This is a genomic window from Herbaspirillum sp. meg3 (assembly GCF_002257565.1).
Classification (GTDB): Bacteria; Pseudomonadota; Gammaproteobacteria; order Burkholderiales; family Burkholderiaceae_D; genus Herbaspirillum.
Genome location: NZ_CP022736.1, coordinates 2,562,446 through 2,587,740 on the forward strand (window position 1 = coordinate 2,562,446; position 25,295 = coordinate 2,587,740).

The 25,295-nt window shown below is 58.9% G+C and carries 14 protein-coding genes and 1 pseudogene; all 15 read left to right on the forward strand.

What is annotated here, in order from left to right; genetic code table 11:
- The first annotated feature begins 5 nt into the window (after positions 1-5).
- The 15 genes and pseudogenes from ccoS (at position 6) to hmeg3_RS11655 (ending at position 25,209) form a co-directional block, all read left to right on the forward strand.
- Positions 6-212, forward strand: coding sequence for a cbb3-type cytochrome oxidase assembly protein CcoS (gene ccoS / locus hmeg3_RS11585; protein ID WP_094563853.1), 207 nt, complete (start codon positions 6-8; stop codon positions 210-212).
- 124 nt (positions 213-336) lie between these two features.
- The gene (gene ccoN / locus hmeg3_RS11590) at positions 337-1,764 is read left to right on the forward strand and encodes a cytochrome-c oxidase, cbb3-type subunit I (protein WP_094563854.1); all 1,428 of its coding nucleotides are present in this window, start codon (positions 337-339) and stop codon (positions 1,762-1,764) included.
- Positions 1,765-1,777: 13 nt separating this feature from the next.
- Positions 1,778-2,392: a cytochrome-c oxidase, cbb3-type subunit II gene (gene ccoO / locus hmeg3_RS11595; protein WP_094563855.1), complete on the forward strand. Its 615-nt coding sequence runs from the start codon at positions 1,778-1,780 to the stop codon at positions 2,390-2,392.
- A 17-nt stretch (positions 2,393-2,409) separates the two neighbouring features.
- Complete coding sequence (locus hmeg3_RS11600) at positions 2,410-2,643, forward strand: CcoQ/FixQ family Cbb3-type cytochrome c oxidase assembly chaperone (protein WP_094563856.1); 234 nt, start codon at positions 2,410-2,412, stop codon at positions 2,641-2,643.
- Entirely contained in the window at positions 2,636-3,574 is a 939-nt protein-coding gene (ccoP, locus tag hmeg3_RS11605; RefSeq protein ID WP_094563857.1) for a cytochrome-c oxidase, cbb3-type subunit III, read from the forward strand. The genes hmeg3_RS11600 and ccoP overlap by 8 nt, the downstream gene beginning before the upstream one ends.
- Before the next feature lie 11 nt (positions 3,575-3,585).
- Entirely contained in the window at positions 3,586-4,971 is a 1,386-nt protein-coding gene (gene ccoG / locus hmeg3_RS11610; protein WP_094563858.1) for a cytochrome c oxidase accessory protein CcoG, read from the forward strand.
- A 17-nt stretch (positions 4,972-4,988) separates the two neighbouring features.
- Positions 4,989-5,507, forward strand: a complete 519-nt coding sequence (locus tag hmeg3_RS11615) for a FixH family protein (RefSeq protein ID WP_094563859.1) — start codon at positions 4,989-4,991, stop codon at positions 5,505-5,507.
- Between the two features lie 23 nt (positions 5,508-5,530).
- Complete coding sequence (locus tag hmeg3_RS11620; protein ID WP_094566282.1) at positions 5,531-5,782, forward strand: hypothetical protein; 252 nt, start codon at positions 5,531-5,533, stop codon at positions 5,780-5,782.
- Positions 5,783-5,916: 134 nt separating this feature from the next.
- Positions 5,917-6,144: pseudogene (locus hmeg3_RS25240) on the forward strand (winged helix-turn-helix transcriptional regulator); the annotation flags it as partial.
- 266 nt (positions 6,145-6,410) lie between these two features.
- Positions 6,411-6,917 (forward strand): RNA polymerase factor sigma-70, encoded by a 507-nt coding sequence (locus hmeg3_RS11630; RefSeq protein WP_094563861.1) that lies wholly within the window; start codon positions 6,411-6,413, stop codon positions 6,915-6,917.
- 169 nt (positions 6,918-7,086) lie between these two features.
- Complete coding sequence (locus tag hmeg3_RS11635) at positions 7,087-7,314, forward strand: MbtH family NRPS accessory protein (RefSeq protein WP_094563862.1); 228 nt, start codon at positions 7,087-7,089, stop codon at positions 7,312-7,314.
- A 57-nt stretch (positions 7,315-7,371) separates the two neighbouring features.
- Complete coding sequence (locus hmeg3_RS11640) at positions 7,372-8,094, forward strand: thioesterase II family protein (RefSeq protein WP_232511967.1); 723 nt, start codon at positions 7,372-7,374, stop codon at positions 8,092-8,094.
- Between the two features lie 436 nt (positions 8,095-8,530).
- Positions 8,531-9,493, forward strand: coding sequence for a TauD/TfdA family dioxygenase (locus hmeg3_RS11645; RefSeq protein WP_094563864.1), 963 nt, complete (start codon positions 8,531-8,533; stop codon positions 9,491-9,493).
- A 24-nt stretch (positions 9,494-9,517) separates the two neighbouring features.
- Entirely contained in the window at positions 9,518-21,967 is a 12,450-nt protein-coding gene (locus hmeg3_RS11650; protein WP_094563865.1) for a non-ribosomal peptide synthetase, read from the forward strand.
- The gene (locus tag hmeg3_RS11655) at positions 21,964-25,209 is read left to right on the forward strand and encodes an amino acid adenylation domain-containing protein (protein ID WP_094563866.1); all 3,246 of its coding nucleotides are present in this window, start codon (positions 21,964-21,966) and stop codon (positions 25,207-25,209) included. The genes hmeg3_RS11650 and hmeg3_RS11655 overlap by 4 nt, the downstream gene beginning before the upstream one ends.
- Positions 25,210-25,295: the final 86 nt, after the last annotated feature.

Sequence of the window (25,295 nt, forward strand, 5' to 3'; positions counted from 1 at the left end):
TCGTCATGGAAGCTCTCTATCTGCTTGTGCCGCTCAGCATCGCCGTGGTCTTTGGCGCAATCTGGCTGTTTTTCAGGATGTCCGACGGTGGGCAGTTTGACGATCTGGTCAGTCCCGGATGGCGTATTCTCGAAGACGATGACAAACCACCACTGGCACCTGTCAACGAGACGGCAGTCTCTCTGAAAAAAGACACATCAAGTCATCGCTAACCAGCATATCCATGGTTCATTCCAGTACGTTTGATACATATCAAGGACACTGAGCGCTCGCAAATCTACTCTCCCATCATCAACGTGGTACACGGAAAACCGCGACACAATTCTGGGAGAGGGTGTGGACAAAGAACTCAATTACAACTACAGGATCGTCAAGCAATTCACGATCGCCACCGTAGTCTGGGGCGTCATCGGTATGCTTGCCGGCGTTTTCATCGCAGCACAATTGGCCTGGCCGGCCCTCAACTTCGATATTGCCTGGCTGAGCTACGGCCGTCTGCGCCCCTTGCATACCAACGCTGTGATTTTTGCGTTCGGTATTTGCGGGCTGTTCGCAACTTCCTATTACGTCGTGCAGCGCACTTGCCAGGTCAGATTGTTTTCGGACAAGCTGGCGGCGTTTACTTTCTGGGGCTGGCAATTGGTACTGGTGTCTGCGGCCATCACTCTGCCGATGGGCTTCACCCGGGGTAAGGAATACGCCGAACTGGAATGGCCCATCACATTGCTCATCGCCGTAGTGTGGATTGCTTATGCAGTCGTGTTTTTTGGCACGCTGATCAAGCGCAAGGTCAAGCATATCTACGTGGCCAATTGGTTCTTTGGCGCGTACATCATCGCCGTCACATTGCTGCACGTCGTCAACGGCGCGAGTATGCCGGTGTCAATGTGGAAGTCTTATTCGGCCTATGCAGGTGTACAGGACGCGATGATTCAATGGTGGTACGGCCATAACGCAGTCGGCTTTATTCTCACCGCCGGCTATCTCGGCATGGTGTACTACTTCATTCCCAAGCAGGCTGAACGCCCGGTGTATTCATACCGGCTGTCGATTGTGCACTTCTGGGCACTGATCTTCACCTACATGTGGGCGGGCCCGCATCACCTGCATTACACCGCGTTGCCGGACTGGACGCAGTCGATCGGCATGGTGTTTTCGCTGATCCTGCTGGCGCCGTCATGGGGTGGGATGATCAACGGCATCATGACGTTGTCGGGAGCATGGCACAAGCTGCGCTCTGACCCGCTGCTCAAGTTCATGATCGTCTCGCTGTCGTTCTACGGGATGGCGACGTTTGAAGGCCCGATGATGTCCATCAAGACCGTCAACGCCTTGTCGCATTACACCGATTGGGGCATTGCTCACGTCCATTCAGGTGCGCTGGGCTGGGTCGGTTTTATCACGATGGGGTCGATCTATTACCTGATCCCACGCATGTCTGGAAAACGTGAAATGTGGAGTATGCGTCTGGTCGATCTGCATTTCTGGGTCGCGACCATCGGCGTGGTGCTGTACATCGCATCGATGTGGATTGCCGGCGTGATGCAAGGGTTGATGTGGCGTGCGGTCAATGCCGACGGCACGCTGACCTACACCTTTGTCGAAGGCGTCAAAGCGACCTATCCGTACTACGTCATCCGTTTCACCGGCGGCCTTCTTTATCTGGGCGGCATGGTGATGATGGCCTTCAACACGTTCAAGACAATGCAGGACGCTCAGCCGGTTGAGGCGCGCATCCCCACTTTGTCGACCACCCACGCTTGAGCAGGAGTATCGAATGAAATTTTCGCATGAATGGATCGAAAAGAATCCCTGGCTCCTGATCGCGCTGGTCGTACTGGTGGTGAGCGTCGGCGGATTGGTAGAGATCGTGCCGTTATTTTTCCAGCGCTCGACGACGGAGCCGGTTGCCGGACTCAAACCGTATTCGCCGCTGAGGCTGGCCGGCCGCGACGTCTATATTCGTGAAGGCTGCTACAACTGCCATTCGCAAATGATCCGTCCGTTCCGCGCCGAGACGGAGCGCTACGGCCACTATTCCGTCGCAGGCGAATACGTGTATGACCATCCGTTCCAATGGGGCTCAAAACGCACCGGCCCAGACCTGGCACGCGTGGGTGGACGCTATAGCGACGAATGGCATCGCATCCACCTGAACAACCCGCGGGACGTCGTGCCTGAGTCGAACATGCCCGGCTATCCGTGGTTGGCGGCGACCAAACTCGATCCACAGAGCATCCTGCCGAAAATGCGCGCCTTGCAGCGTTTGAGCGTGCCGTACACCGATGCCGAGATCAAGGCGGGGCCGGAAGAGTTGGCCGGAAAAACTGAAGAAGACGCGTTGATCGCCTATTTGCAAGGCCTGGGCACGCAAATCAAGACAAGAAACTAAGAAAGCAGGGGAGCAACATGGCTATCGACAATTTTACGATCCAGGCCAGCAGTGTCATGACTGTTGTCAGCCTGACGACCTTCATCGGCATTCTGTGGTGGACCTTCAGCGGCCGTCGTGATGACGACTTTGCCGAAGCAGAGCGGATTCCTTTTGCAGATGAATTTCTGGACAGACCGGCGTCCTTAACGTCAGTAACACCGACGCATGAGGCGAATGGGGCGAATGAGGCGGAGAATCGTCATGTCTGATTTCACGAGTGGTTTCTGGAATATCTATATTGCAGGACTGACCATCATCAGCATTCTCGGTTGCGGCATCTTGCTGTGGTCGCAATCCAAGGTGAAGATGGAAAAGAAACCTGGAGAGGATCCGGCTTCGGTTGGCACCACCGGACACGTCTGGGACGTTGATCTGACCGAACTGAATACACCGATGCCGCGTTGGTGGATGTGGTTGTTCTACATCACCATCGTGTTCGCTCTGGCGTATCTGTTCCTTTATCCCGGCCTGGGCAGCTATGCTGGCAAGCTTGGCTGGAAGTCCAGTGAGGCCTATCAGAGCGAGCTGAAGAAAGCCGATGCAGAATACGGTCCGTTGTTCAACAAGTACTTGCAGCAAGACATCAAGGCTGTTGCCGCCGATCCGCAGGCACATGTCATCGGTGAGCGCTTGTTTCTCACTTACTGCGCGCAATGTCACGGTTCGGACGCCCGCGGCAGCAAGGGTTTCCCCAATCTGACGGACAAGGACTGGCTCTACGGTGGTGATCCTGATGTGATCAAGACCACGATCCTGCATGGCCGCAATGGCCAGATGCCGTCGATGGCGGCAGCACTCGGCTCGGACAAGGATGTCGAAAACGTCGCGCACTATGTGTTGAGCTTGTCAGACTCGACGCACGATCCCATTAAAGCAGTGTTCGGCAAATCCAAATTCGCCATATGCGCCGGTTGCCACGGTGCCAATGGAGCCGGCAATCAGGCGCTCGGTGCGCCCAATCTGAGCGACAAGATCTGGTTGTATGGCGGCGGCGTCGAAACCGTGATGGAAACCATCCGCAAGGGCCGCAATAACACCATGCCTGCGTTTGAATCGTTCCTCGGCGAAGCAAAGGTTCATGTTCTGGCGGCCTATGTCTGGAGTCTGTCGAACGCGCCCTCCAACGCCGATCAGAAGTAGGGTGCACAGCCATGGATAAGCCGCAGCCGGATATCGCCATCGTCAAGATGTACGCTGCGCGCGAGGAAATTTATCCGCGCGAGATCAAGGGCCGTTACGCCAGCTTGCGCTGGATTTGCCTGTGGCTGACGCAACTGGTGTTCTACGGCTTGCCGTGGTTGAACTGGAACGGCCGTCAGGCCGTGCTGTTCGACCTCGGCGCACGCAAGTTTTACATCTTCGGCATCGTGTTGTGGCCTCAGGATTTCATCTATCTGGCGGCGCTGCTCATCATCTGCGCCTACGCCTTATTCCTGTTTACGGCGGTGGCGGGGCGCGTGTGGTGTGGTTTTGCTTGTCCTCAGACTGTCTATACAGAGATATTTCTGTGGATAGAACGGCGCATTGAAGGGCCCCGCAGCGCTCGCATGCGTCTGGATCGCCAGCCATGGAATGCGCAAAAAGCATTCAAAAAGGGGGCCAAGCACGCTGCGTGGGTGATATTGTCGATATGGACCGGATTAAGTTTTGTCGGATACTTCACGCCGATCCATGAACTGATGGGCGAGATACTTTCCCTCGGGCTCGGCCCGTGGGAAACATTCTGGGTCGGGTTCTACAGTTTTGCCACCTATGGCAACGCCGGCTGGATGCGCGAGCAGGTGTGCAAGTACATGTGCCCGTATGCACGGTTTCAGAGTTCGATGATCGACAAGGACACGCTGATCATCACCTACGATCATCAACGCGGCGAACCACGCGGCGCCAAAGGCAAGGGCGCACAGACCGGCGATTGCATCGATTGCTCAATGTGTGTGCAGGTATGTCCGACCGGTATCGATATCCGCAATGGATTGCAGTACGAATGCATCGGCTGCGCCGCCTGCATCGACGCCTGTAACAGCGTCATGACGAAAATAGAGGCGCCTCTCGGCCTGATCCGGTACTCGACCGAGCGCGCCATCGTGTCGCGTCTTTCGTTGCCGGAGATGCGCCGTCGCGTCCTGCGTCCTCGCGTGCTCGCTTACACGGCGCTTCTGGCGATCATCGTCGTCGCATTTTTGTCGATGTTGGCGATACGGACTCCGCTCAAACTGGACGTGATCCGAGACCGGGGTGTGATGGCTCGCGAGGTTGAAGACGGCATGATCGAAAACGTCTATCGCTTGCAGATCATGAATACCGGAGAAACCCCGCATCGTTTTCGCATCGCAGTCTCCGGCATCGACAGCATTGCGTTGGCGACACCATCGGAAGTGGATATCGATGGCGCCACCACGCGCGCTATTCCAGTGCGGGTACGCGTTAATGCAGGCAAGGGTGCACATGGTTCAAACAAGATTATTTTTGAATTGATCGCTGTCGATAATCCCGCTGTGGAAGTACGTGAAAAAGCCGTATTTTTTGTGCCGCGATGAGCTTGAAAGGAAACCATATGCAAGCAATGCCAACATGCCGCCCCTGGTACGCACACCGCTGGCCCTGGCTGCTCATGCTCGGGCCAGCGCTGGTCGTCGTAGCCGGCTCTTATACGATGTGGCTGGCCTTCACACGTGAAGATGCCATGGTAGTCGGTGACTATTACAAGGAAGGCCGCGCCATCAATCAGGATTTAAAGCGTGACCGTGTTGCCGCCGGCTTGGGCATTTCTCTGCGCATGGCCTACGATCCCGGCGCCGGACAACTTACCGGCAACGTCCGATCTCTCAACGCTCCCTTGCAGCAAAAGCTTCGTTTGCACATGGCGCATCCAACGCGTCCGGAAAAGGACGTGCAACTCGACGTCCAGACTGACAGCAACGGCGATTTCAGGGTTGCCTTGCCCATGTTGGAGATGGCACGCTGGCAGGTTCAGCTGGAAAACGAAAATCACGACTGGCGTATAGACGGTATCTGGCGGTGGCCGCAGCAGCGCCTGGTTGAGCTCGCTGCCGATCGTCCGGCAGACGATTGATTTTCCAAAGAAAGGCTATCGCCATGCAACGCATCGTACCGAATATCCTGTGGGCGTCGTTTCTGGCCGCAATCGCAGCGGAAGGATGCTTTTTTGCCTGGTTCGACCCGGACGAAGTATTAAATCTGACCACCCAACGCGACCGCTTGGCGGCCTACACCTTAGGTTTTTTCTTTCTATGGCTTTTCTGCGCCATCTCCGGCGGACTGGCGTTCATGCTCAATTTGCCGGGACGGCGGGACAGTCTGGCCCGGCCTGAGAGTACGGAGAGATAAGGCTAGGTGCCTTGATTGGACTGGGGAGTGAAGGAAAATTTGGACAGAATGTTTTCTTCAAGAGAAATTGTGCACCAAGAATTAACCCGCGTTTAGAACGCAATTCTGCTTATGACCATAAGCAGGAGATCGACATGATCGACGTGGCATTACTCGGTATTATTCGACGCTGGCACCTTCGTGACCAGATACCATTGCGAGAGATCGCCGGGCGTTCAGGCATCTCACGCAACACCGTCAGCCGATACATTCGCGCGAAAACCATTGAGCCAGCCTATGCAGACAGGCACCCTCTGAGTTCTCTGGACAAATACACACTCAAACTCTCGTCTGGGTCAAAAACCGAAGCGGGGGATGGGCGCACCTAGCCAATATAAAACCTTATCGGCGTCGTTTGAAACGACAACAAAATAATTAAATCAAACCTACGCCGAAGTATTCACGTCGATTGGTGAAAGAAACTGCGATTTCTCAGACGCATTACTTTCTCCAAGTGGATTAGTCGTCAATATTCTGAGTAAATTACGTAACTATTGTTGATTTCAAATAGAACTTCGACGATCATCCTGCTCATTGTAACTAAGAATGATTTGCATTATTATTTAATAATCAATGAGGAGCAGATAAGTTGTCATACGATCATGCAAGCGTCGATTTATGTGCTGAATTCATTGCTTGCAGAAGTCAGTTGCGGGACGCGGCTACGCGTATCCTGGGATGTCGCCAACGCGCCGAAGATGTGATTCAGGACGCCTATTTCAAAATCGCGGATGTCGCTGCCGCCAGTGACATCCGCCAGCCCGTAGCATTTATTTTTCAGGTCGTGCGCAATCTGGCTATCGATCGGCATCGCCGTATGTCGATGGAGTCGTTCTTTTTTGTGGACGAGGAAGAGGGTATGCAGATATGTTCCGGCGGCGCCACACCGGAGAGCAGTACCATCTCGCGGCAAACACTTACGCAGGTTGTCCTCGCCTTATCCGCATTACCGGCCCGCACACGTCGGGCGTTCGAACTGCATCGGCTCGATGGCCGCACACAGCGCGAAGTTGCTGAGGAACTCGGCGTGTCCACCACGCTCGTCAATTTCATGATCCGCGATGCGATGGAATGCTGCCGCGAGGTCATCTCGTAGAGAAAAATATTTCTCAATAGCGATGCTCCCGACTAAATTTGTCGCGTCTCGAATCGTCAAGTTAATGAGAGCGATTCTTATTCATGAAAAGTGAGCATCGTACCTGGCATGTCAATAGGATGGTGTCCGCATCCTGGCGCCGCATCCTGAAAAATCGAGAGGCAAGAGCATGAGTTTCGATCGAGACGATACCAATTTCCGCGTGTTGGTGAACCACGAAGAGCAATATTCCATCTGGCCCGACTACAAAGCAGTTCCGGGCGGCTGGCGCGATACCGGTGTGGCAGGAAGCAAGTCAGACTGTTTGCAATACATCGAAAGCACATGGACCGACATGCGCCCGCGCAGCCTGCGTGAATACATGCAGGATCAGGACGTCACTGCGCCGCAGAACTAGTTCATCGTTGGCATGCTCACCTTGTTTTGTCTTCCCTGCGCTGGCGCCAGCGCGGCCATGTATCAGCCATGGCGCGCAGCACTGCCGGCCTCGGTGCGAATGCAACCGCTCGAACTGCCGGGGCGGGGGCGGCGTATGCGTGAGCCGCAGCATGAAGACTTTGGCTGTCTTGCCGACCTGCTGACACGGGAGTTGGCGGCGCAGGTGCGTGGCGCTTACGCGATCTTTGGTCACAGCATGGGAGGCTTGCTCGCGCATGGCATTGTGCAGCGCTTGTGCGCGCAGAGGCCGACATTTCCCTTGCCTGTCGCATTATTGATCTCTGCCTGCGCCGCACCATCTGTTCGTCAATGGTCTCGTCCGGATGAGTCCGATGCGGCTCTCATTGCTTCGCTGCGGCGGCAAGGCGGTACGCCGTCGGAAGTATTTTCCAGTCCCGAGTTGCTGGAGATGATCTTGCCTGTGTTGCGTGCCGATTATCGCGTGTGCCGCTCGTTCCGATGCGATGATCCAAGTCCTGTCGATGTACCAATACATGTGTTCGGTGGCCTTGACGATGCGATTCCTGCGGCCAGTTTGCAGGGTTGGCGCGGAGAGAGTTCGGCTGAAGTAACGCTGGACTGGTTTGAGGGCGGTCACTTCTATCTGCAAGCACAGCAGGCGGCCTTGATGGCTACCATTGCCACTTATCTGAATCGCTATCCCGGTCGCTACTCCAGCGACGAACAAGGCCGCGTTTTACCAGAGTCCTCCGTCGATGAAGCGACTGTCTTGTCCTGAGCAAGCGCCGGCGGGCATTGCTCTTTATCAGATTGACTTCGACCTTGAACGTCCTCTTGCTGCGGATGACTGGGTCTGCCTGAGCACGGATGAACAGGTCCGCGCATCTCACTTTCACCGTCACCAGGATCGAGTCCGTTTCGGTGTGATGCGCGCGACCTCGCGGCGGCTGCTGGGGCAACGGCTGGCATGTTCACCGCAGGAGGTGCGCTTAGCGTTGAACCGGTTTGGCAAACCGTGGCTGGCAGGAGGGCGGGATTGGTGAGCATTTGCAGACGCTCTCAGTGTGGCCCGCCAGCGGTGGCGCCTACACCGCATCTCATGATCACCCGACATGGCCGGTAGTCTGCGCACACCGGCTCGACTCACCTCCAGGTTATGCCGCTGCGCTGGCCTGGCTTCCTCCAGAGGTATCGAATTGATAGCAGATCAAGTAATGAATAACTTCCAGCGCTTGCGCGCTCCGACCGGTTCCGTATTGCCGATCGTGTTGCAGGCGGAGCGCCCCGGCATATTGTTGACCGATGCCTGGTCGGCCTTGCAGCCGAAAATCGAACAGCATCTGCATAGCGTCGGCGGTGTGCTGTTGCGCGACTATGTGGTGCCGGCGGTAGACGATTTTCAACGCTTCGCAGCCGCTTTCGGCGATCCACTGCTGCGTTATGAATTCGCCTCGACACCGCGTTCGGCGGTCAGCAACGGTATCTACACCTCGACCGAATATCCTGCCCATCAGCATATTCCGCTGCATAACGAGCAGGCCTACACGCGTGAATGGCCGATGCGAATCTGGTTTCACTGCGTCACCGCATCGCCGGTTGGCGGTGAAACGCCGATTGCCGATAGCCGCGCCATCTATCGCCGCATGCCGACAGCAATCCGCGAGCGTTTCGCCCAAGGGCTGCTCTATGTACGCAACTACAGCAGTGATTTTGACTTGCCTTGGCAGGAGGTTTTTGGATCGGAACGGCGCGAGGACGTCGAGGCTTTTTGCCGACGCAGTGGTATCGAATGGCGCTGGCTCGACGATGATGCGCTGAACACCCGCCAGCGCTGCCAAGGTGTCGAACGCCACCCCGTTTCGGGCGAGATGGTCTGGTTCAATCAGGCGCATCTGTTTCACGCCTCCAATCTGATGCCGGAAGTGCGGGCCTCGCTGCTGGAGTTAGTTGGTGAAGACCTGTTGCCGCGCAACGTCTGTTGGGCTGACGGCAGTCGCATTGAAGATGCCGTCCTGGAGCAGGTGCGTGCCGTGCTGGAAGAGGAAACAGTGAGTTTCGCGTGGCAGCCCGGCGATGTACTCATGCTCGACAACATGCTTGTGGCACATGCCAGAACGCCTTTTTCCGGGCCGCGCAAAGTGGTGGTCGCCATGGCCCGTTCCCATACCAATCTGTAATGAATCAACCTAACTGAGCATGCGATGACAAAACCTATCGACTCGGCAGACAACATCGTTTTACGCCTGCAAAAATTGGCGCAAACACGCTCGCTCGACACTGCCCTGATCACCGTTGACGCCAGCGGTGATCAACGCTTTAGCTACGCGGAGCTGCATGGCCGCGCGGCAGCGCTGGCGCAGCAATTGCAGCGGCGTTTCGCTTCTGGCGAACGGGCGTTGCTGTTGCTGGACAACGACGTGCATTACGTCGTCGGCTTTTTCGCCTGCCTGATGGCCGGACTGGTGGCGGTGCCACTGCATCGTCCCGAATCGATACGCGGCCAGCATTTGCAACGCCTGACTGGTATCGCGGAAGATGCCGGTGCCTGCTGCTGGCTCGTCACGCAAGCCACCGCAACCGCGCTGCAGGCTGACAATACGCCGCTGGCCGGCAATGCAGCCTTGATCGTGATGGACATATCACCTCCCGCTGTTGATCTTGCTGCTACCGATACCGCTCTGCGCGCGCATGCGATTGACGACAACGATATCGCGTTTCTGCAATACACCTCCGGGTCAACGTCACAGCCCAAAGGCGTGATGGTCACGCATGCCAACCTGATGGCCAACGAAGCGGCGATCCAGGAGCGGCTAGGCGTGCGTAGTGACGATACCTTTGTCAGCTGGCTGCCGCTATATCACGACATGGGATTGATCGGCGGCTTGCTGCAACCGCTCTATCGGGGTATTCCGGTGGTGCTGATGAGTCCGGCTTTTTTTCTCGAACGTCCGGTGCGCTGGCTTGAGGCGTTGTCGCGCCATCGCGGCACTATCAGCGGCGGCCCCGATTTTGCCTACCGCTTATGTGCCGAGCGCATTCGGTCCGGCCGTAGTGCGGGCCTGGATTTGTCGCACTGGCGCGTGGCATTTTCTGGTGCCGAGCCGATCCGGCACGATACGTTGAACGACTTTATCGACGCCTTCCGCGATATTGGTTTTTCCGCTGATGCAGTCTACCCTTGCTACGGCTTGGCCGAATCTACTCTGCTGGTCACCGGCGGCAAGCGCAACGGTGGCATGCGGGTCGTCTGCTTTGATCCGGACGGTCTCAAAGACGGTCAGGCCCGGAAAATTGCCGCAGCCGACGATGCAGTCAGACTGGTTGCCTGCGGTATCTCGCCGGCCGGACATCAGCTACGCATTGCAGACCCGACCAGCGGTATGCCTCTGAGCGACGGACTGGTGGGGGAAATCTGGGCCGGCGGGCCCAGCGTCGCGGCTGGCTACTGGCGGCGCCAGACTGACAGTGCAGACACCTTTGTCGAGCGCGATGGCCAGCGTTGGTTACGCACCGGCGACCTCGGCTTCATTGAGCAGGGCGAGCTGTTTATCGCTGGACGGCGCAAGGACATGATCATCGTGCGTGGTCAGAATCTCTATCCGCAAGATATCGAGCGCGCCATCGAAAGCGAGGTCGAACTGGTGCGAAAAGGTCGTGTGGCGGCATTTGCCGTACCACGCGAACAATCCCCGGACGGCATCGAGGGCATTGGTGTGGCGCTGGAAATTTCGCGCAGCGTGCAAAAAATGGTGGCGGCACAGACCCTGATCGACAGTTTGCAAGAGACCATTGCACTGACTTGCAGCGAACCTGCCAGTGTCATCGTGCTGCTCAATCCGGGCTCCTTGCCCAAAACTTCAAGCGGCAAGCTTCAACGCAGTGCTTGTCGCAGCGGCTGGCTGGACGGTACGCTGGATGCGTATGCAGTGCAGGCGTTCGGCAGGTTGTCGCTGACAACTGCGATAGCTGCGGAGGCTTCCGCCCCCGTCCCGGCAACGGTCGAAAATATCGTCGCCGACCAGATCGAACGCGACCTGATCACACTCTGGAAACAAATCCTGCCAGTGGCGACTGCTCCGGTCGCGGCGCGCGAGGCGCATTTTTTCCGCAGCGGCGGCAGTTCGCTCAAAGCCGTGCAATTGGCCGCTGCCATCAGCGAACACTGGCATATCAATTTGCCGATACGCAGCTTGTTCGAACAGCCGCAACTGCTGGATTTGGCCCAGACGATTCGTACTCTACTGGCGCAAGGCGCAACTGAATCTGCGTCATCTGCGTTATCTGCGGCAGCTTCTGATGTCATCCCCACTCTGAGCGCCACGCAACGGCAGGGACTGTTGCCGCTGACTGCGGCACAGCGCTCGCTATGGACCACCTGGCAACTCGATCCGCATAGCCCTGCCTACAACATGCCCGGCGTGCTGCATTTGAATGGCCCTTTCAATGAGGCGGCAATGGCGCTGGCCATTGATGATTTCGTCTCGCGGCATGCGGTGCTACGGACGATTTATGTGCCGCAGCCGGACGGTCTGCCACAGCAACAGACGCTGGCGGCGCCATCTGGTCTGCTGCTGCCTGCCACGACTGCCGGCAACGAGGCAGACGCCCGCCAACTGCTGCAGATCTTTGCTCGCCGGCCATTTCAACTGGATCGGGACATCCCGTTTCGCACATTACTGATCCGTTGTGAGCCGCAACGTCATTTGCTGGGACTTTCCTTGCATCACATTGCAGCCGACGGCTGGTCGCTGCAGATTCTGCTGGACGAATTGTCGGCGCTATACGCTGCCCGCAGCCGAGGGGAATCTGCCGCGCTATCAGGCCCGGCGCACCAATTCGCTGACTATGCGGTATGGCACAACCAGCGCCTGAACGCAGCCGTGCAAGCCAGTCAACTTGACTATTGGCGACACCAGCTGGGTGATGAACACGTGCCGCTGACATTGCCGTTCGGTCACCGCCGTCAAAGCGATGCAGCACTTCTGGAAGCGCGCCATGCATTCGCCTTGCCAGCCGACGTCAGCGCCGCCTTCAAGGAGTTGTGCGCCGGACAAGGGGTATCGATCTACATGGGCGTGCTGGCGTTGCTGAATCTGCTGCTGTACCGCACCACAGGTTGTGCCGATCTGCGCATCGGTTCGCCGATGGCGGATCGCCGTCATCCTCAGACGCACGGCATGATCGGTTATCTGATCAATCTGCATGTCCTGCGTACGCAGGTAGACAGCCGTCTTGGATTCGACGCCTTGCTGTCCGGGGTGCGTGATACCGTGCTGGCAGCGCAGGCTCACCAGGACGTGTCGTTCGACATGGTAGTCGCTACGCTGCAGCCGGAACGTCATCCCGGGGTGCATCCGCTGTGCCAGGTGAAATGCACCGAACGGGCAGCGCTGCCGCCGCATTGGCACAGCGCCGGCGTACGCATGCAACTCGAAGAGTTGACCGGCGGTCAGGCTCACTTTGATCTCAGCCTTGACTTTAGCGTCGGCGCTGACAGCATCGATTGCCTGTTCGTCTATGCGGCAAATCATTACGCTGAAAGTAGTGTGCAGGCGCTGGCACAAACGTTAGTGGCACTGGCCCGGCAAACTGTAGCGATGCCCACGCGTCCGCTGGCGCAATTGCAGCTGCCGGATGTGCCGTCGCAACTGAGCGGCACGCAGGCAGTCTTCGCGCATGCTGATGTAGTGTCCTGCTGGCGGCGTAACATCGCGCGCGACCCGCAAGCCATCGCCGTGGCCGACGAACGGCAGGCACTGACTGGTGCAGAACTGATGGCGCAGGTCGAGCATCTCGCCGCGCAACTGCAAGATCACGGCATCGGCATCGAATCTCGTGTCGGTATCGCCAGCGGCCGCCAGGTCGAGTTCGTAATCGGTCTGCTGGCAGCCTTGCGGGTGGGTGCTTGCTATGTGGCGCTCGATCCGCAGCTGCCGGATGAACGGCTGGCCTTTCAGATGGCCGACAGTGGCATCAGTTTGCTGCTGGCGAGCGCCGAAGGTGAACGTCTGCAGCTGTTGCATGCAGCCGAAACAGGTACATCACTCGTCATGCTGCCGCTGACGATAGCGGCCGCGCCATTGCGCAGCGACTGCCGTGCATTTTGTGCGCCGCATCCACAACAAGCGGCCTATCTGATCTATACATCTGGTTCCACCGGCCGCCCCAAAGGCGTGGTGCTGACGCATGGCGCTCTGAGCAATTACGTGCAGGGAGTGCTGCAGCAGCTGGACTTGCCTGATACGGTGCGCAGCATGGGCATGGTGTCCACGGTGGCCGCCGATCTTGGGCATACCAGCCTGTTTGGTGCCTTGTGTTCCGGCCGCAGCCTGCATCTGTTGTCGGTGCAATCAGCCTTCGATCCGATACAGTTTGCCGACGTGATGCAAACGCATGCCATCGACGTTCTGAAAATCGTCCCTAGTCATTTGCAGGCATTGATGCAAGGGCCGCAAGCTGCACAAGTGCTGCCACGCCACACGCTGATCGTGGGCGGCGAAAGCACCAGTGCGGTCTTGCTGGAACAGATCCACACGTTGCGGCCTGATTGTCGGGTGGTGAATCACTACGGCCCGACTGAAACCACGGTAGGCGTATTGACCCATGCCGTGACGGCAACTGCCGAGCGGGATGCGCAACTGCCTTTGGGACTACCGTTGCCGAATGTGCAGATCCACGTGCTTGATGCCGATCTCAATCCGGTGCCGGCCGGTGCAGAAGGCGAACTGTATATGTCCGGACCATGTCTCGCGCGTGGGTATCAAGGACGTGCGACGGCGACAGCGGAACGTTTCATTGCCAGTCCTTTCGGACAGGGCGAACGCTTGTACCGCAGCGGCGACAAGGTCCGCCTGGACCGCGCCGGACGTCTGGTGTTTCTGGGGCGTTGCGACGACCAACTCAAGATACGCGGCTACCGGGTCGAACCACAAGAAGTCGCCAGTCTGCTACGCGGACTGGACGGTGTGACGGCCGCCGAAGTGATGCCGCACCACGCTGATGATGGACGTACGCAATTGTGCGCCTATGTTGCGGGCGCGGCCGGTCGTGAACCGGCTGCACTGCGTGAGCGGTTGGCGGCGCTATTGCCAGATTACATGGTGCCGAGCCACTTCGTCGCACTGGATCGCCTGCCGCTCACCGCCAACGGAAAAATCGACCGCAAGGCGTTGCCGGCACCGTCCCAACAAGCCGACAATGAATCTGTGACGCTGGCGGCACATACCTTGCCACAAGGTGACGCCGAAATCGCCGTTGCGCAGGTCTGGCAAGAAGTGTTGGGGCTGCAGCAGGTCGCGCGCAACGCCAATTTCTTTGCGCTCGGCGGCGACTCCATCCTGACGCTCAAGATCGTTGCGCGCCTGCGCAAAGCGGGGTGGCGCATCACGCCGCGCCAGCTCATGCAAGCGCCGGATCTGGCCGCGCTGGCGATGCAGGCGGTTGCGGTGGCTGTTGCAACAGCCACCGCAACACCCGCGCCAGTCGCGCTTCAAGACAGCACATTGCTGCCGCTGACGCCGGTGCAGCAATGGTTTTTCACGGATCATGCCGATGCCCCGGCGCATTGGAATCAAAGCGTCTTGCTGCAAGGGCCCGCCACCACGCCGGCGGCAGAACTGGGTGCCGCAGTCGCAGTGCTGACGCAGCATCATGAAGCCTTGCGCTTACGCTTCCGGAAAGCAGCCGATGACCAGTGGACGCAGCAGGTCAGCGCGCAACAGACGGATTGTTTCGAACACGTGATCCTGCCGTCAGGGACGCAGAGCGAGACTGCTCGCCTTGCTGCGATCGACCGTGCTCAACGCAGCCTGGACTTGCAGAATGGACCGCTATGGCGGGTGTTGTGGCTGACACCGTTAACGCCGCGCGCAGACGAAAAAGCAACGCTGGCATTGATCGCGCATCATCTGGTGATTGATGGCGTGTCGTGGCGCATTCTGTTGGAAGACTTACAGACCTTGTTGCAAGGACGTAGCTTCCCTGCACCGACGGCATCATGGCGCCAATGGGCGCAAGCATTGCCGACTGCCGCGGCCAGCCTGTCGGAACAAGAATGTGCCTATTGGCAGCAGCTGGAAGAAGTAGAAGATCCCGCGCTACCCCGTCTGTCCGATGCCATTGGTGTCACTGATAACACAGTGGCGCTTGCCGCACGCGAGCAGTTCGTGCTGGACCATACCAATACCACGTACCTGCTCGGAGAAGCTCATGCGGCCTATCGCACTCGCATTGACGATCTGCTGCTGAGTGCGACTGCCTTGACGCTTTGCGAATGGGCGCAGCGTGACAGTCTGTTGATAGAAGTCGAAAATCATGGCCGCGTTGATCCCTCCCATGCCGACATCGACGGCGCCGGTTTTGATCTGAGCCGCACGGTAGGCTGGTTTACCGCCTTGTCGCCATTGCTTCTGAGGCTTTCCAGCAATGACCCCGGCACCGTCATCAAGAGCATCAAGGAACAACGGCGCCAGGTGCCACGCGATGGCATCGGCTATGGCTTGTGGCGTTACCTGGGAGTGACGGGAACTCCGCGCCAATCTTCCGCGGTACAACAGCCGCAGATTACTTTCAACTATCTGGGACGCTTCGACGAGTTTGCTGCGCATGATGCCTGGCAATTGCTGCCGCGCACCAGTACTCAAGCTGATCAGGAACGTGCCCCAGCGAGCCGGCGCCGTGCCTTGCTGGAGTTCAATGCCATGGTCGTGGCAGGGCAGCTGCAGGTGGAATGCGTCTACAGCACCGCCTTGCATCGACGCGAAGACATACAGGCCTTGTTGCAGATTTTTTCGCGCACTATGCAAGACCTTCTGTCGCATTGCCGCACTACTGCAGGCGGCGCCACACCGTCTGATTTTCCGCTGGTCACACTCAGTCAGTCGCAACTGGACGTCTTGCTCGAAAGTTTGCCGGCGAGTAGCCGAAAGTCAGGTGTGGACGACATGTATCCGCTTTCGCCGATGCAGTCGGGCATGTTGTTCCACACGTTGCTGTCACCGCACAGCCGAGCCTATTTCAATCAATTGCGGGTGAATCTGCACCAGCTTGACACGGTGCGCTTTCATCGGGCATGGATGGAAGTGATGCAGCGCCACGATATCCTGCGCAGCGGTTTTCTCGCGCACGCCGACCCGGCGCTCCAATGGGTCGCGCAAGAAGTCAATCTGCCGTTCGTCGAATTTGACTGGCGTGGTCGTCGCGACATCGACTCCGCACTGGAAGCGCTGGCCGCTACCGATCATGCGCGCGGCGTCGATCTGGCACATCCGCCTTTGATGCGACTGACTCTGGTGCGTATCAGCGACGAGGTGCATCAACTGATCTGGACGCGGCATCACTTGCTGCTCGACGGCTGGAGCACACAACAGCTCATCGGTGAAGTGCTGCGTCTTTATCGTGGAGAAGCCTTGTCATCGCCCGTCTTGCGCTATCGCGACTACATCGACTGGCTGCAACGTCAGGATCGTACCGCCGCCGAGCATTTCTGGCGCGATCAACTGGCGCCGCTGGCCGCGCTCGACGGTCCGGGCCGACTGACCAACGGCTTGCCGTTGCCTATCTTGGAGCAAGCTGAACAGCGGGTCTGCACGACCACTCTTGACGGCGTCGCCACAGCACGCTTGCAAACCTTTGCCAAGGACTGCAAGACGACTCTCAACACGCTGGTACAGGCGGCATGGAGTCTGCTCTTGCAACGTTACAGCGGCCAATCTACCGTGGTGTTCGGCGTCACCGTCGCCGGACGTCCGAGTGAGCTGACGGGTACGGACGAATTACTGGGGTTGTTCATCAATACCGTGCCGCTGGTGGTTGAGTTGCAACCCGCGTTGACGGTAGCCGACTTGCTGGCCCGCTTGCACGCGACCAATCTGGCTGTGCGCGAGTTTGACAGCAGTCCGTTGTACGAGATCCAGACCTGGGCAGGACAAGCCGGTCAGGCGTTGTTCGACAACATTCTGGTATTTGAAAACTATCCACATGATCTGGCCCTGCAAACAGAGCAGGACGGCGGCTTGCGGATAGCGGTGGTGAGCAACCGGGAAGAGACGCATTATCCGATGACGGTAGTCGCGACGCTGACCGAGCGTTTGCAGTTCGACTGGCGTTACAACGCCGCGCAGATTACGGACGCCGCCGCCGACAGCATAGCGCAGGAGATGCTGATGCTGTTGCAGCAACTCAGCGCGGACGCCGGACAAGCACTGGGTAATCTGATGCCGTTACCGGCCGAAGAACAGATGCGTCTCACTGCACTTAGCGTCAATGCCGAAGAGCAAGCAGCAGTTCCCAGTATCCTGTCGCTCATTGAACAACAGGTGGTGTTGCATGCGCGGAGTAGCGCTGTGCGCGTGGTGCAGAGCGCACAGGCGTTGACCTACGAGCAACTCAATCGTCATTCCAATCAGCTGGCGCACTGGCTCATCGGGCAGGGTGTCGGGCCGGACAGCCGGGTTGGCGTTGCCATGGAGCGTTCGCAGGAAATGGTCGTCGCCTTGCTGGCCATCATGAAGGCAGGGGGGGCCTACGTACCGATGGATCCGGATCATCCGCCACAACGGCTGAGCTACTTCATCGAAGACAGCCGCATTGGCTTGCTGCTCACGCAGGCGGCAATACTGCCGTTGTTACCGTTGTTGCCGGCAGCATCCGATGGCAGCACTGTGCGCGTCATCGATGTCGCCACGCTGGCACCGGCACTGTCACAGCAACCCGCGCACAATCCCGCGTTGCGCTTGCACCCCGAACATCTGGCCTATGTGATCTACACCTCGGGCTCCACCGGGCAGCCCAAGGGCGCTGCCAACCGGCATAGTTCGCTGGTCAACCGGCTCATGTGGATGCAGCAAGCCTATGGCTTAGGTCCCGGCGACAAGGTCCTGCAAAAGACTCCGTTCGGCTTCGATGTCTCGGTGTGGGAATTCTTCTGGCCGCTCATGACCGGTGCAGAACTGGTCATGGCGCCGCCGGGCGCACATCGTGATCCGGCGCAACTGGGCCAGTTAATTCGTGAGTACGGCATCACCACGTTGCACTTTGTGCCGTCGATGCTGCAAGCCTTCGTGAGCGACATTGCTGCAGCGCATTGCCCGAAACTGCAACGCGTGATTTGCAGCGGCGAAGCCTTGCCGATGGAGTTGCAGCAGCAGACGCAGCGTCAATTGCCGCAGGCGCAACTGATCAACCTGTACGGACCGACCGAAGCCGCCATCGACGTCACGCACTGGACGTGCCGGGTCGATGACCGTAGCGCGAGCGTACCGATAGGGCGTCCTATCAGCGCCACCCAAACCTATATTCTGGACGACGCGCTGCAACTGGTGCCGCAGGGTGTGGCAGGGGAGTTGTATCTGGGAGGTGTCAATCTGGCGCGCGGCTATCTGGGCAAGCCCGGGCTCACCGCAGAGCGTTTCGTCGCCAGCCCGTTCTCAGCCAACGGCGAACGGTTATATCGCACCGGCGATCTGGTGCGCTGGCGCGAGGACGGGCAGATCATGTATCTGGGGCGACTGGATCATCAGGTCAAGATCCGCGGCTTGCGTATAGAACTTGGCGAAATTGAGGCTGCTTTATTGGCGCAAGCGGTCATCCGTGAAGTGGTGGTCGTTGCCGTGGAGGTGGCAGGCAGCAAACAACTGGTGGCCTATGTTTCAGCGCGGGCCGGTGCACAGATCGATGCGGAAGCCTTACGGATGGTTCTGGGCCGACAACTGCCGGACTACATGGTGCCGACCGTGATCATGGAACTGGCGACGCTGCCGCTGAGCACCAACGGCAAGATCGACCGCAAGGCTTTGCCGGCGGTGCAGACGCAGAGCGAAGAAGCCTACGCCGCACCACAGGGCGACACCGAGCAACAACTGGCGCAGATCTGGCAAACCGTATTGGGCCTGCCACAGGTCGGACGGCACGATAACTTCTTTGCGCTCGGCGGCCATTCGCTATTGGCCACCAGCGTGCTGGCACACTGGCGTGCGCTGTGGCCGCAGACGCAGGTAAGTCTGCGTCAATTGTTCGCGGCCCCGGTACTGCATGAGCTGGCCGCCGCCCTGGACGCCGCACTCCAGCCCGACGTGGCGCAGATACCGGTTTCGGTTCCGGTACCAGTGCCGCGCCAGGCACGCATGCCGCTGTCGCCGATGCAACAACGCCTGTGGCTGGTACATCGCATGCAAGGCGGGGCGGCGGCCTATAACATGACCGCTGCCTTGCAACTGGACGGCAGCTTGTCGGAAGCGCACCTGCGCAGCACTCTGCAACACTTGCTGGCACGCCATGAAATTTTGCGTACCAGCTATGCAGAAGACGATGACGGCGAAGCATATTCCCGTATCGCTGCGCCGGATAACGTGCAGGCCACGCTTGCCGTGTTCGATCTGTCCGGCGTCGCAGATGCAGAACAGCAAGTTCTGCTGGCGCAGGAAACACAACGCCAGGCCGAGCAGGCCTTTGATCTGGCCGCCGCGCCACTGCTGCGCGCAGTGCTGGTGCGCTGCGCGCAGCAACGTCACGTCTTGTTGCTGGCACTGCATCACATCGTGGCAGACGGTTGGTCCGTAGGCGTGCTGATCAACGAGTTCTCCGACATCTATCGTGCTCTGGCGACTGATGTGCAGCCACAATTGCCATCGCAGCCACTGCAATACATCGACTACGCCGTCTGGCAACAGCAACGCCGTGCCGGACCGTCTGCACAGCAGGACGAGGTGTTCTGGCAGCAAACGCTGGCCGGCGTGACTGCCGAACCGGCATTGCCGTCCGACTGGCCGCGCGTGGCCCCGTTGTCGAGCGCCGGTGCGCGCTTGTCGTTGCAGATTCCGGTGTCGCTGGGCGAGCGACTGACGACACTGGCGCAAGCCAGCGAGGTCACCTTGTTCATGCTGTTGCTGAGCAGCTTCCAGTTGCTGGTGCATCGCATGAGCGGACGCGATGATTTGCTGATCGGCACCGACGTAGCCGGTCGCGAACATCAGTCCTTGGAGGGACTGGTCGGCTTCTTCGTCAATGTCTTGCCGTTGCGTTCGCGGCTGCAGCCGCAGCAGAGTTTCGTCACGATGCTGGGTGACACGCGTGAGTCGGTACTCAATGCTTTTGCGCATCAGGAACTGCCGTTCGAACGTATCGCCGAAGTCGCGGCGATACGTCGAGACCGTCGCTGGAATCCCTTGGTGCAACTGCTGTTCGTGATGCAGAACATGCCCACCGGGGAATTCGATTTACCGCAACTTCAGGTACAGCGCTTGCCGGCGCTCCATGCGCACGCCAAGTTCGACATTGCCTTGTTCGTCACTCCCGGGCAAGGCGCATTACAGCTCGAATGGGTATATGCCGCAGCGCTGTTTGCGCCGTCCACCGTACAGCGCATCGCTGCTGCATGGATCAGCTTGCTGGAACAGATCGCGCTCCATCCCGAGTGGCCGCTGTCGCAATTCGCCATTCCTTCTCTGAAAGAAGACTTCGTCATGACAAGCAGTTCTTCCACCATGTCAGCATCTGCTGCTTCCGTCTCCGTCTCCGGCCCCGCCGGCACTCCCGGCAAGAGCGACAAGCTCAGTAAACTGAGCAAGCTCAAGAGCTTGTCTGGCGGCAATGCCAGAGCGTCGCTGGCACCGGCCGCGCCGATACCGCCCGTACGTATTGCACCGCTGCGCGCCGATGCCGATTTTCCGCTGTTGATCGAAGCCACCAGCGCCGATCTGGATACAGTCGTCTGGGCGCATGACAACAAGGCCCTGATTGCGGAATTGCTGGGACGCCACGGAGGTGTGCTGTTCCGTCGCTTCGGTCTGCGCACGCCGCAAGAGTTCGAGGCATTTGCCGAGGCGATCGAGCCCGAGTTATACGGCAGCTACGGCGACTTGCCGAAGAAAGAGGGCGGCAAGAAAACCTACCGTTCCACGCCTTATCCGGAAAAACAGATGATCCTGTTTCACAACGAAAGTGCACATATTGAACGCTGGCCGCGCAAGCAGTGGTTCTTCTGCGAGCTGCCGTCGCCGGTCGGCGGTGCCACGCCGATTGTCGATTGCAGGGAGATGCTGCACCGCTTGCCGCCAGCACTGCGCAACGAATTTGAACAGAAACAACTGCTCTATGTACGCACCTTCACACCAAGGCTGGATGTGAGCTGGCAATCGTTTTATCAGACCAGCGACAAGGCGGTTGTCGAGGCTCGCTTGCAGGCTGCCGGTACCGGTTTTGTCTGGCTCGACGACGATACCTTGCAGACCCGCACCCGTTGCCCGGCGGTCATCGTGCATCCGGTGACCGGCGCCCAGGTGTTCTTCAATCAGGTGCAACTGCACCATCCCTATTGTCTTGATCCGGAGCTGCGGCGCGATCTGCTGTCGATGGTCGGCCCCGAACGGTTGCCGCGCAATGTGTTGTTCGGCGACGGCAGTCCGATTCCAGACGCAGTCATGGAATTGATCGGCCAACTCTATGAAACTTGCGCGGTGCGTTTCGACTGGCAGCAGGGCGATGTGGTCATGCTCGACAACATGCTGGCCGCGCATGCCCGCGATCCATTTGAGGGACCGCGCAAAATCGTCGTGGCCATGGGTGCGATGGTTGAGCGGGCAGAGGTGTCGATACCGGGCACAGCATCGGTGCCGACAGAGATCGGCACAGTCATTACAGGAGCAGCATCATGACGCAGACATTTGAATCTTCCCGCCACGTGGCACCAGGCTTGCCGCTCAGTTCGGAGCAGCGTAATGCGCTGGCATCTTCTGCGTCGGCAGTTTGTTTGGCCCTCGACATACAAGGAGAGCTCGACCCGCAACGACTGGAACAGGCATTGCACACGGCGGTACAGCAACATACCGTGTTGCGTCACGCGTTCGGCATGGTGAGCGGCTATCGCGGTCTGCGCCAACAAGCGCTGACGGATGCGCCGCCGCAGTCGTGGCGAGTATTCACCGCACTGGCGAACGTTGACCGCATCGCGGGGGATACGCTGCGTCTGGAGTATCAGCAGTGGCAGCAGCAAACTTTCGCGCCGGCTGCGGGCGAGGTTTTGCAGGCACGTCTTATACGTTGCGGCGATGTGCATTGGCAACTATGGCTTGCCGCTTCGGCACTGGTCGCCGATGCGCGCAGTCTGTTACAGCTGGTGGCAGATATTCGCCACCATTACATGGCAGGCAGCGGTGCGGCAGAGTGTGATTCGTTCCAGTACGCCGATTACATCGAATGGCGTCAGTCATTGGATGACGACGTGGACGCCACGGCAGGGCGAGCCTACTGGGCCAATTATGCACATCGCGTGGCGCAGGCTGCATCGCCCCGGCTAAGCTACCGGCAGGAACGCGGGCAGACCGCGCTGCAGGTGCACGGCACACATCTGCCGGCTACGCTTTCAGACGCGTTACAAGACTACGCCGAGACCAATCAGACCGTCGTAGAAACAGTGCTGCACGCCGCCTGGCTGGCACTGCTCGGCAAGCTCACTCAAGCGCAACAGATCCGCAGCGTCTGGCGACATGATTGCCGTGCTGATTATGAGCCGATGGCCGGGGCTGTCGGACTGTACGGCAAGGTCTTTCCCGTGTTGCTGGAGGTCGGTGCACAGGATAGTTTCAGCGACGTATTACGGCAATTGGCGGTTCTCGGCGAACACCATACCGGTGCTCAGGAATACCTGACCGATGATGTCGCTGCTGCGGCGACATCCGGCATTGGTTTTTCAGTCAATACACTGGTGTCGTTCTGGCGCGACGCGACTGCGACCTGGAAAGTTTTTCCCGGTCCGCAGTGGGACGCTCGCTACGAACTGGCGCTGCATGTCGATCTGGCCGATTCCTCCGCGCTCCGGCTGCAAATGCACTACGCGCCGCAACACTACGCGCACGCCGCTATCGATGGTTTGCTGCGACAGTTCGAGGCGTTCCTTGCCCAAGCTATTGCCCATAGCACGGCATCGCTGTCTGCATTGCGCTGGGATGATCGTGCGTTATGGTCGCGGCGTCTGGTGACGCAGTCTATCGCGCTCGATACCGGTGGCGATACCTTGTTGGCGCACATTGACCGGCATGCGCACGCCACACCGCAGGCGATTGCCCTGTGCGGCTCGACCTCTGCATTGCCGATTGATTACGCCAGCCTCATGGTGCGCGTCAATCGTCTTGCACATTGGCTCAAGGAACAGGGGGTTGGCCCTCAATCGCGAGTGGGATTAGCCTTGCGCCGTTCACCTGAGATGGTGGTCGCATTGCTGGCCGTGTGGCGTGCCGGTGCCGCATATCTGCCCATCGATCCAGGCTGGCCGGCGGCACGACGTGCCGGTTTGCTGGCTGATGCGATGCCGCTGCTGGTGTTGCACGACGGCGCTGATGACATTGCACTGGCCGCGAACGAAGTACGGCATGTGGCATTGGCGACGCTTGATACGCTTTTGCCGCGTTATCCGTCGCAAGCCCCGGCACCGGACTCGACAGCTGCTGCCGGTCTGAGCGATGCCGCTTACGTCTTGTACACCTCAGGATCGACCGGAACCGCCAAAGGCGTCGTGATCGAACATCGGCAATTGCTCAACTACGTACTGGCAGCAAGCGAAGGTATGCAGCTGGCGTCAAGCCGTTGCTGGGGACTGACCAGCACCGTGGCCGCCGATCTGGGCAATACCGCGCTGTTCGCGGCGCTCTATCACGGTGCGACATTGGCCATCGCCGATGACGACGACATGCAGGACGGTGCTCATTTTGCCGGATTCATAAAGCGCCGGCGGGTTGATGCGCTGAAGATCGTTCCCTCGCATCTGGAAGCCTTGCTGGAAATTGACCCTGTCGTGTTGCCATCCACCATCGTGCTGGGCGGTGAAACTGCAGCGCCGGCGCTGGTACGCAAGATTTGGCAGCATCGACCTGATTGCCGGGTGTTCAATCACTACGGCCCGACGGAAACCACGGTGGGCGTGATGTGGCATGCGGTCACTCCTGATGATGTCGAGACGGATACCGCCATTCCACTCACGCAAGTCATGGCCAACTGCCGCGTGGCTGTGTTCGACGACATGCTGCGCGAAACGCCGGTCGGTGCCGTCGGCCAACTGTACATCGGGGGGGCGCAAAACTGTCGTGGTTACCTGAATCGGTCCGTCGATAGCAGCGCGTTCGTTGTCGACCCGCTCGATGCGAGCCGCACCTGGTATCGCAGCGGCGACTTGGCCTGCTACCTACCACAAGGCGGATTGCGCATTCTTGGCCGGGCGGACGATCAGGTCAAAATCCGTGGCTTCCGTATCGAACCGGCGGAAATAGAAGTCGCTCTGTTGCAGCAGTCAGGTATCCGGCAGGCAGTCGTACTGGCGCATGGGGCAGCGGATCAGACCGCGAGTCTGACGGCGTTCCTGGTTGGCGAGTCCGGCCGGATCAACGCCGCGAGCTTGCGGCCTGCGTTGCTGGCGCTGCTGCCAGAACCTATGGTGCCGTCCCGCTATGTGATGCTGGCAGCTTTCCCGCGCCTGGCTAACGGCAAGATAGACCGCCGTGCTTTGCTGCAATCGCTGGAAACTGCTGTCACCGATGCCTCATCTGATGCGCCGTCCAATATGCAGTCTGACGTTGCCTTGGACGACGATCTCGAATTCGTGGTGCTCGATACCATGACGCAATTACTCCCCCCCGTAACACAGGCGCTTGGTCGGCATAGCGATTTCATTGAGGCTGGTGGGCATTCGCTGCTGGCCATCAAGCTGGTGGCGCGACTGCGTAAATTGTTTCGCATCGACATCGCGCCGGCGCTGGTGTTTGACCACGCCACACCGGCCGCGCTGGCAGCCGCCTTGCGTCAGCAGGCACCGGACCGGGCAGAGCTGGAGCAACTTGCGGCTCTGCGCCGGACCTTGCTGGAAATGCCCGCCGCCGAGCGCGACGCTTTGCTGGAACAGGTCTAGCCACCAGCCGCCGCCGTCCTTTCTTCTTCCCGAGGTGTGCCCCTTGCGTACGCAGCTGGCAAAGGGCACACCGCCACCAGATATGT

Excerpts from the sequence above, each read along its gene's own strand:
- ccoS (WP_094563853.1), top strand. The coding sequence starts at position 6 with ATGGAAGCTCTCTATCTGCTTGTGCCGCTCAGCATCGCCGTGGTCTTT.
- ccoO (WP_094563855.1), top strand. The coding sequence starts at position 1,778 with ATGAAATTTTCGCATGAATGGATCGAAAAGAATCCCTGGCTCCTGATC.
- hmeg3_RS11600 (WP_094563856.1), top strand. The coding sequence starts at position 2,410 with ATGGCTATCGACAATTTTACGATCCAGGCCAGCAGTGTCATGACTGTT.
- ccoP (WP_094563857.1), top strand. The coding sequence starts at position 2,636 with ATGTCTGATTTCACGAGTGGTTTCTGGAATATCTATATTGCAGGACTG.
- ccoG (WP_094563858.1), top strand. The coding sequence starts at position 3,586 with ATGGATAAGCCGCAGCCGGATATCGCCATCGTCAAGATGTACGCTGCG.
- hmeg3_RS11615 (WP_094563859.1), top strand. The coding sequence starts at position 4,989 with ATGCAAGCAATGCCAACATGCCGCCCCTGGTACGCACACCGCTGGCCC.
- hmeg3_RS11620 (WP_094566282.1), top strand. The coding sequence starts at position 5,531 with ATGCAACGCATCGTACCGAATATCCTGTGGGCGTCGTTTCTGGCCGCA.
- hmeg3_RS11635 (WP_094563862.1), top strand. The coding sequence starts at position 7,087 with ATGAGTTTCGATCGAGACGATACCAATTTCCGCGTGTTGGTGAACCAC.
- hmeg3_RS11640 (WP_232511967.1), top strand. The coding sequence starts at position 7,372 with ATGTATCAGCCATGGCGCGCAGCACTGCCGGCCTCGGTGCGAATGCAA.
- hmeg3_RS11645 (WP_094563864.1), top strand. The coding sequence starts at position 8,531 with ATGAATAACTTCCAGCGCTTGCGCGCTCCGACCGGTTCCGTATTGCCG.
- hmeg3_RS11650 (WP_094563865.1), top strand. The coding sequence starts at position 9,518 with ATGACAAAACCTATCGACTCGGCAGACAACATCGTTTTACGCCTGCAA.
- hmeg3_RS11655 (WP_094563866.1), top strand. The coding sequence starts at position 21,964 with ATGACGCAGACATTTGAATCTTCCCGCCACGTGGCACCAGGCTTGCCG.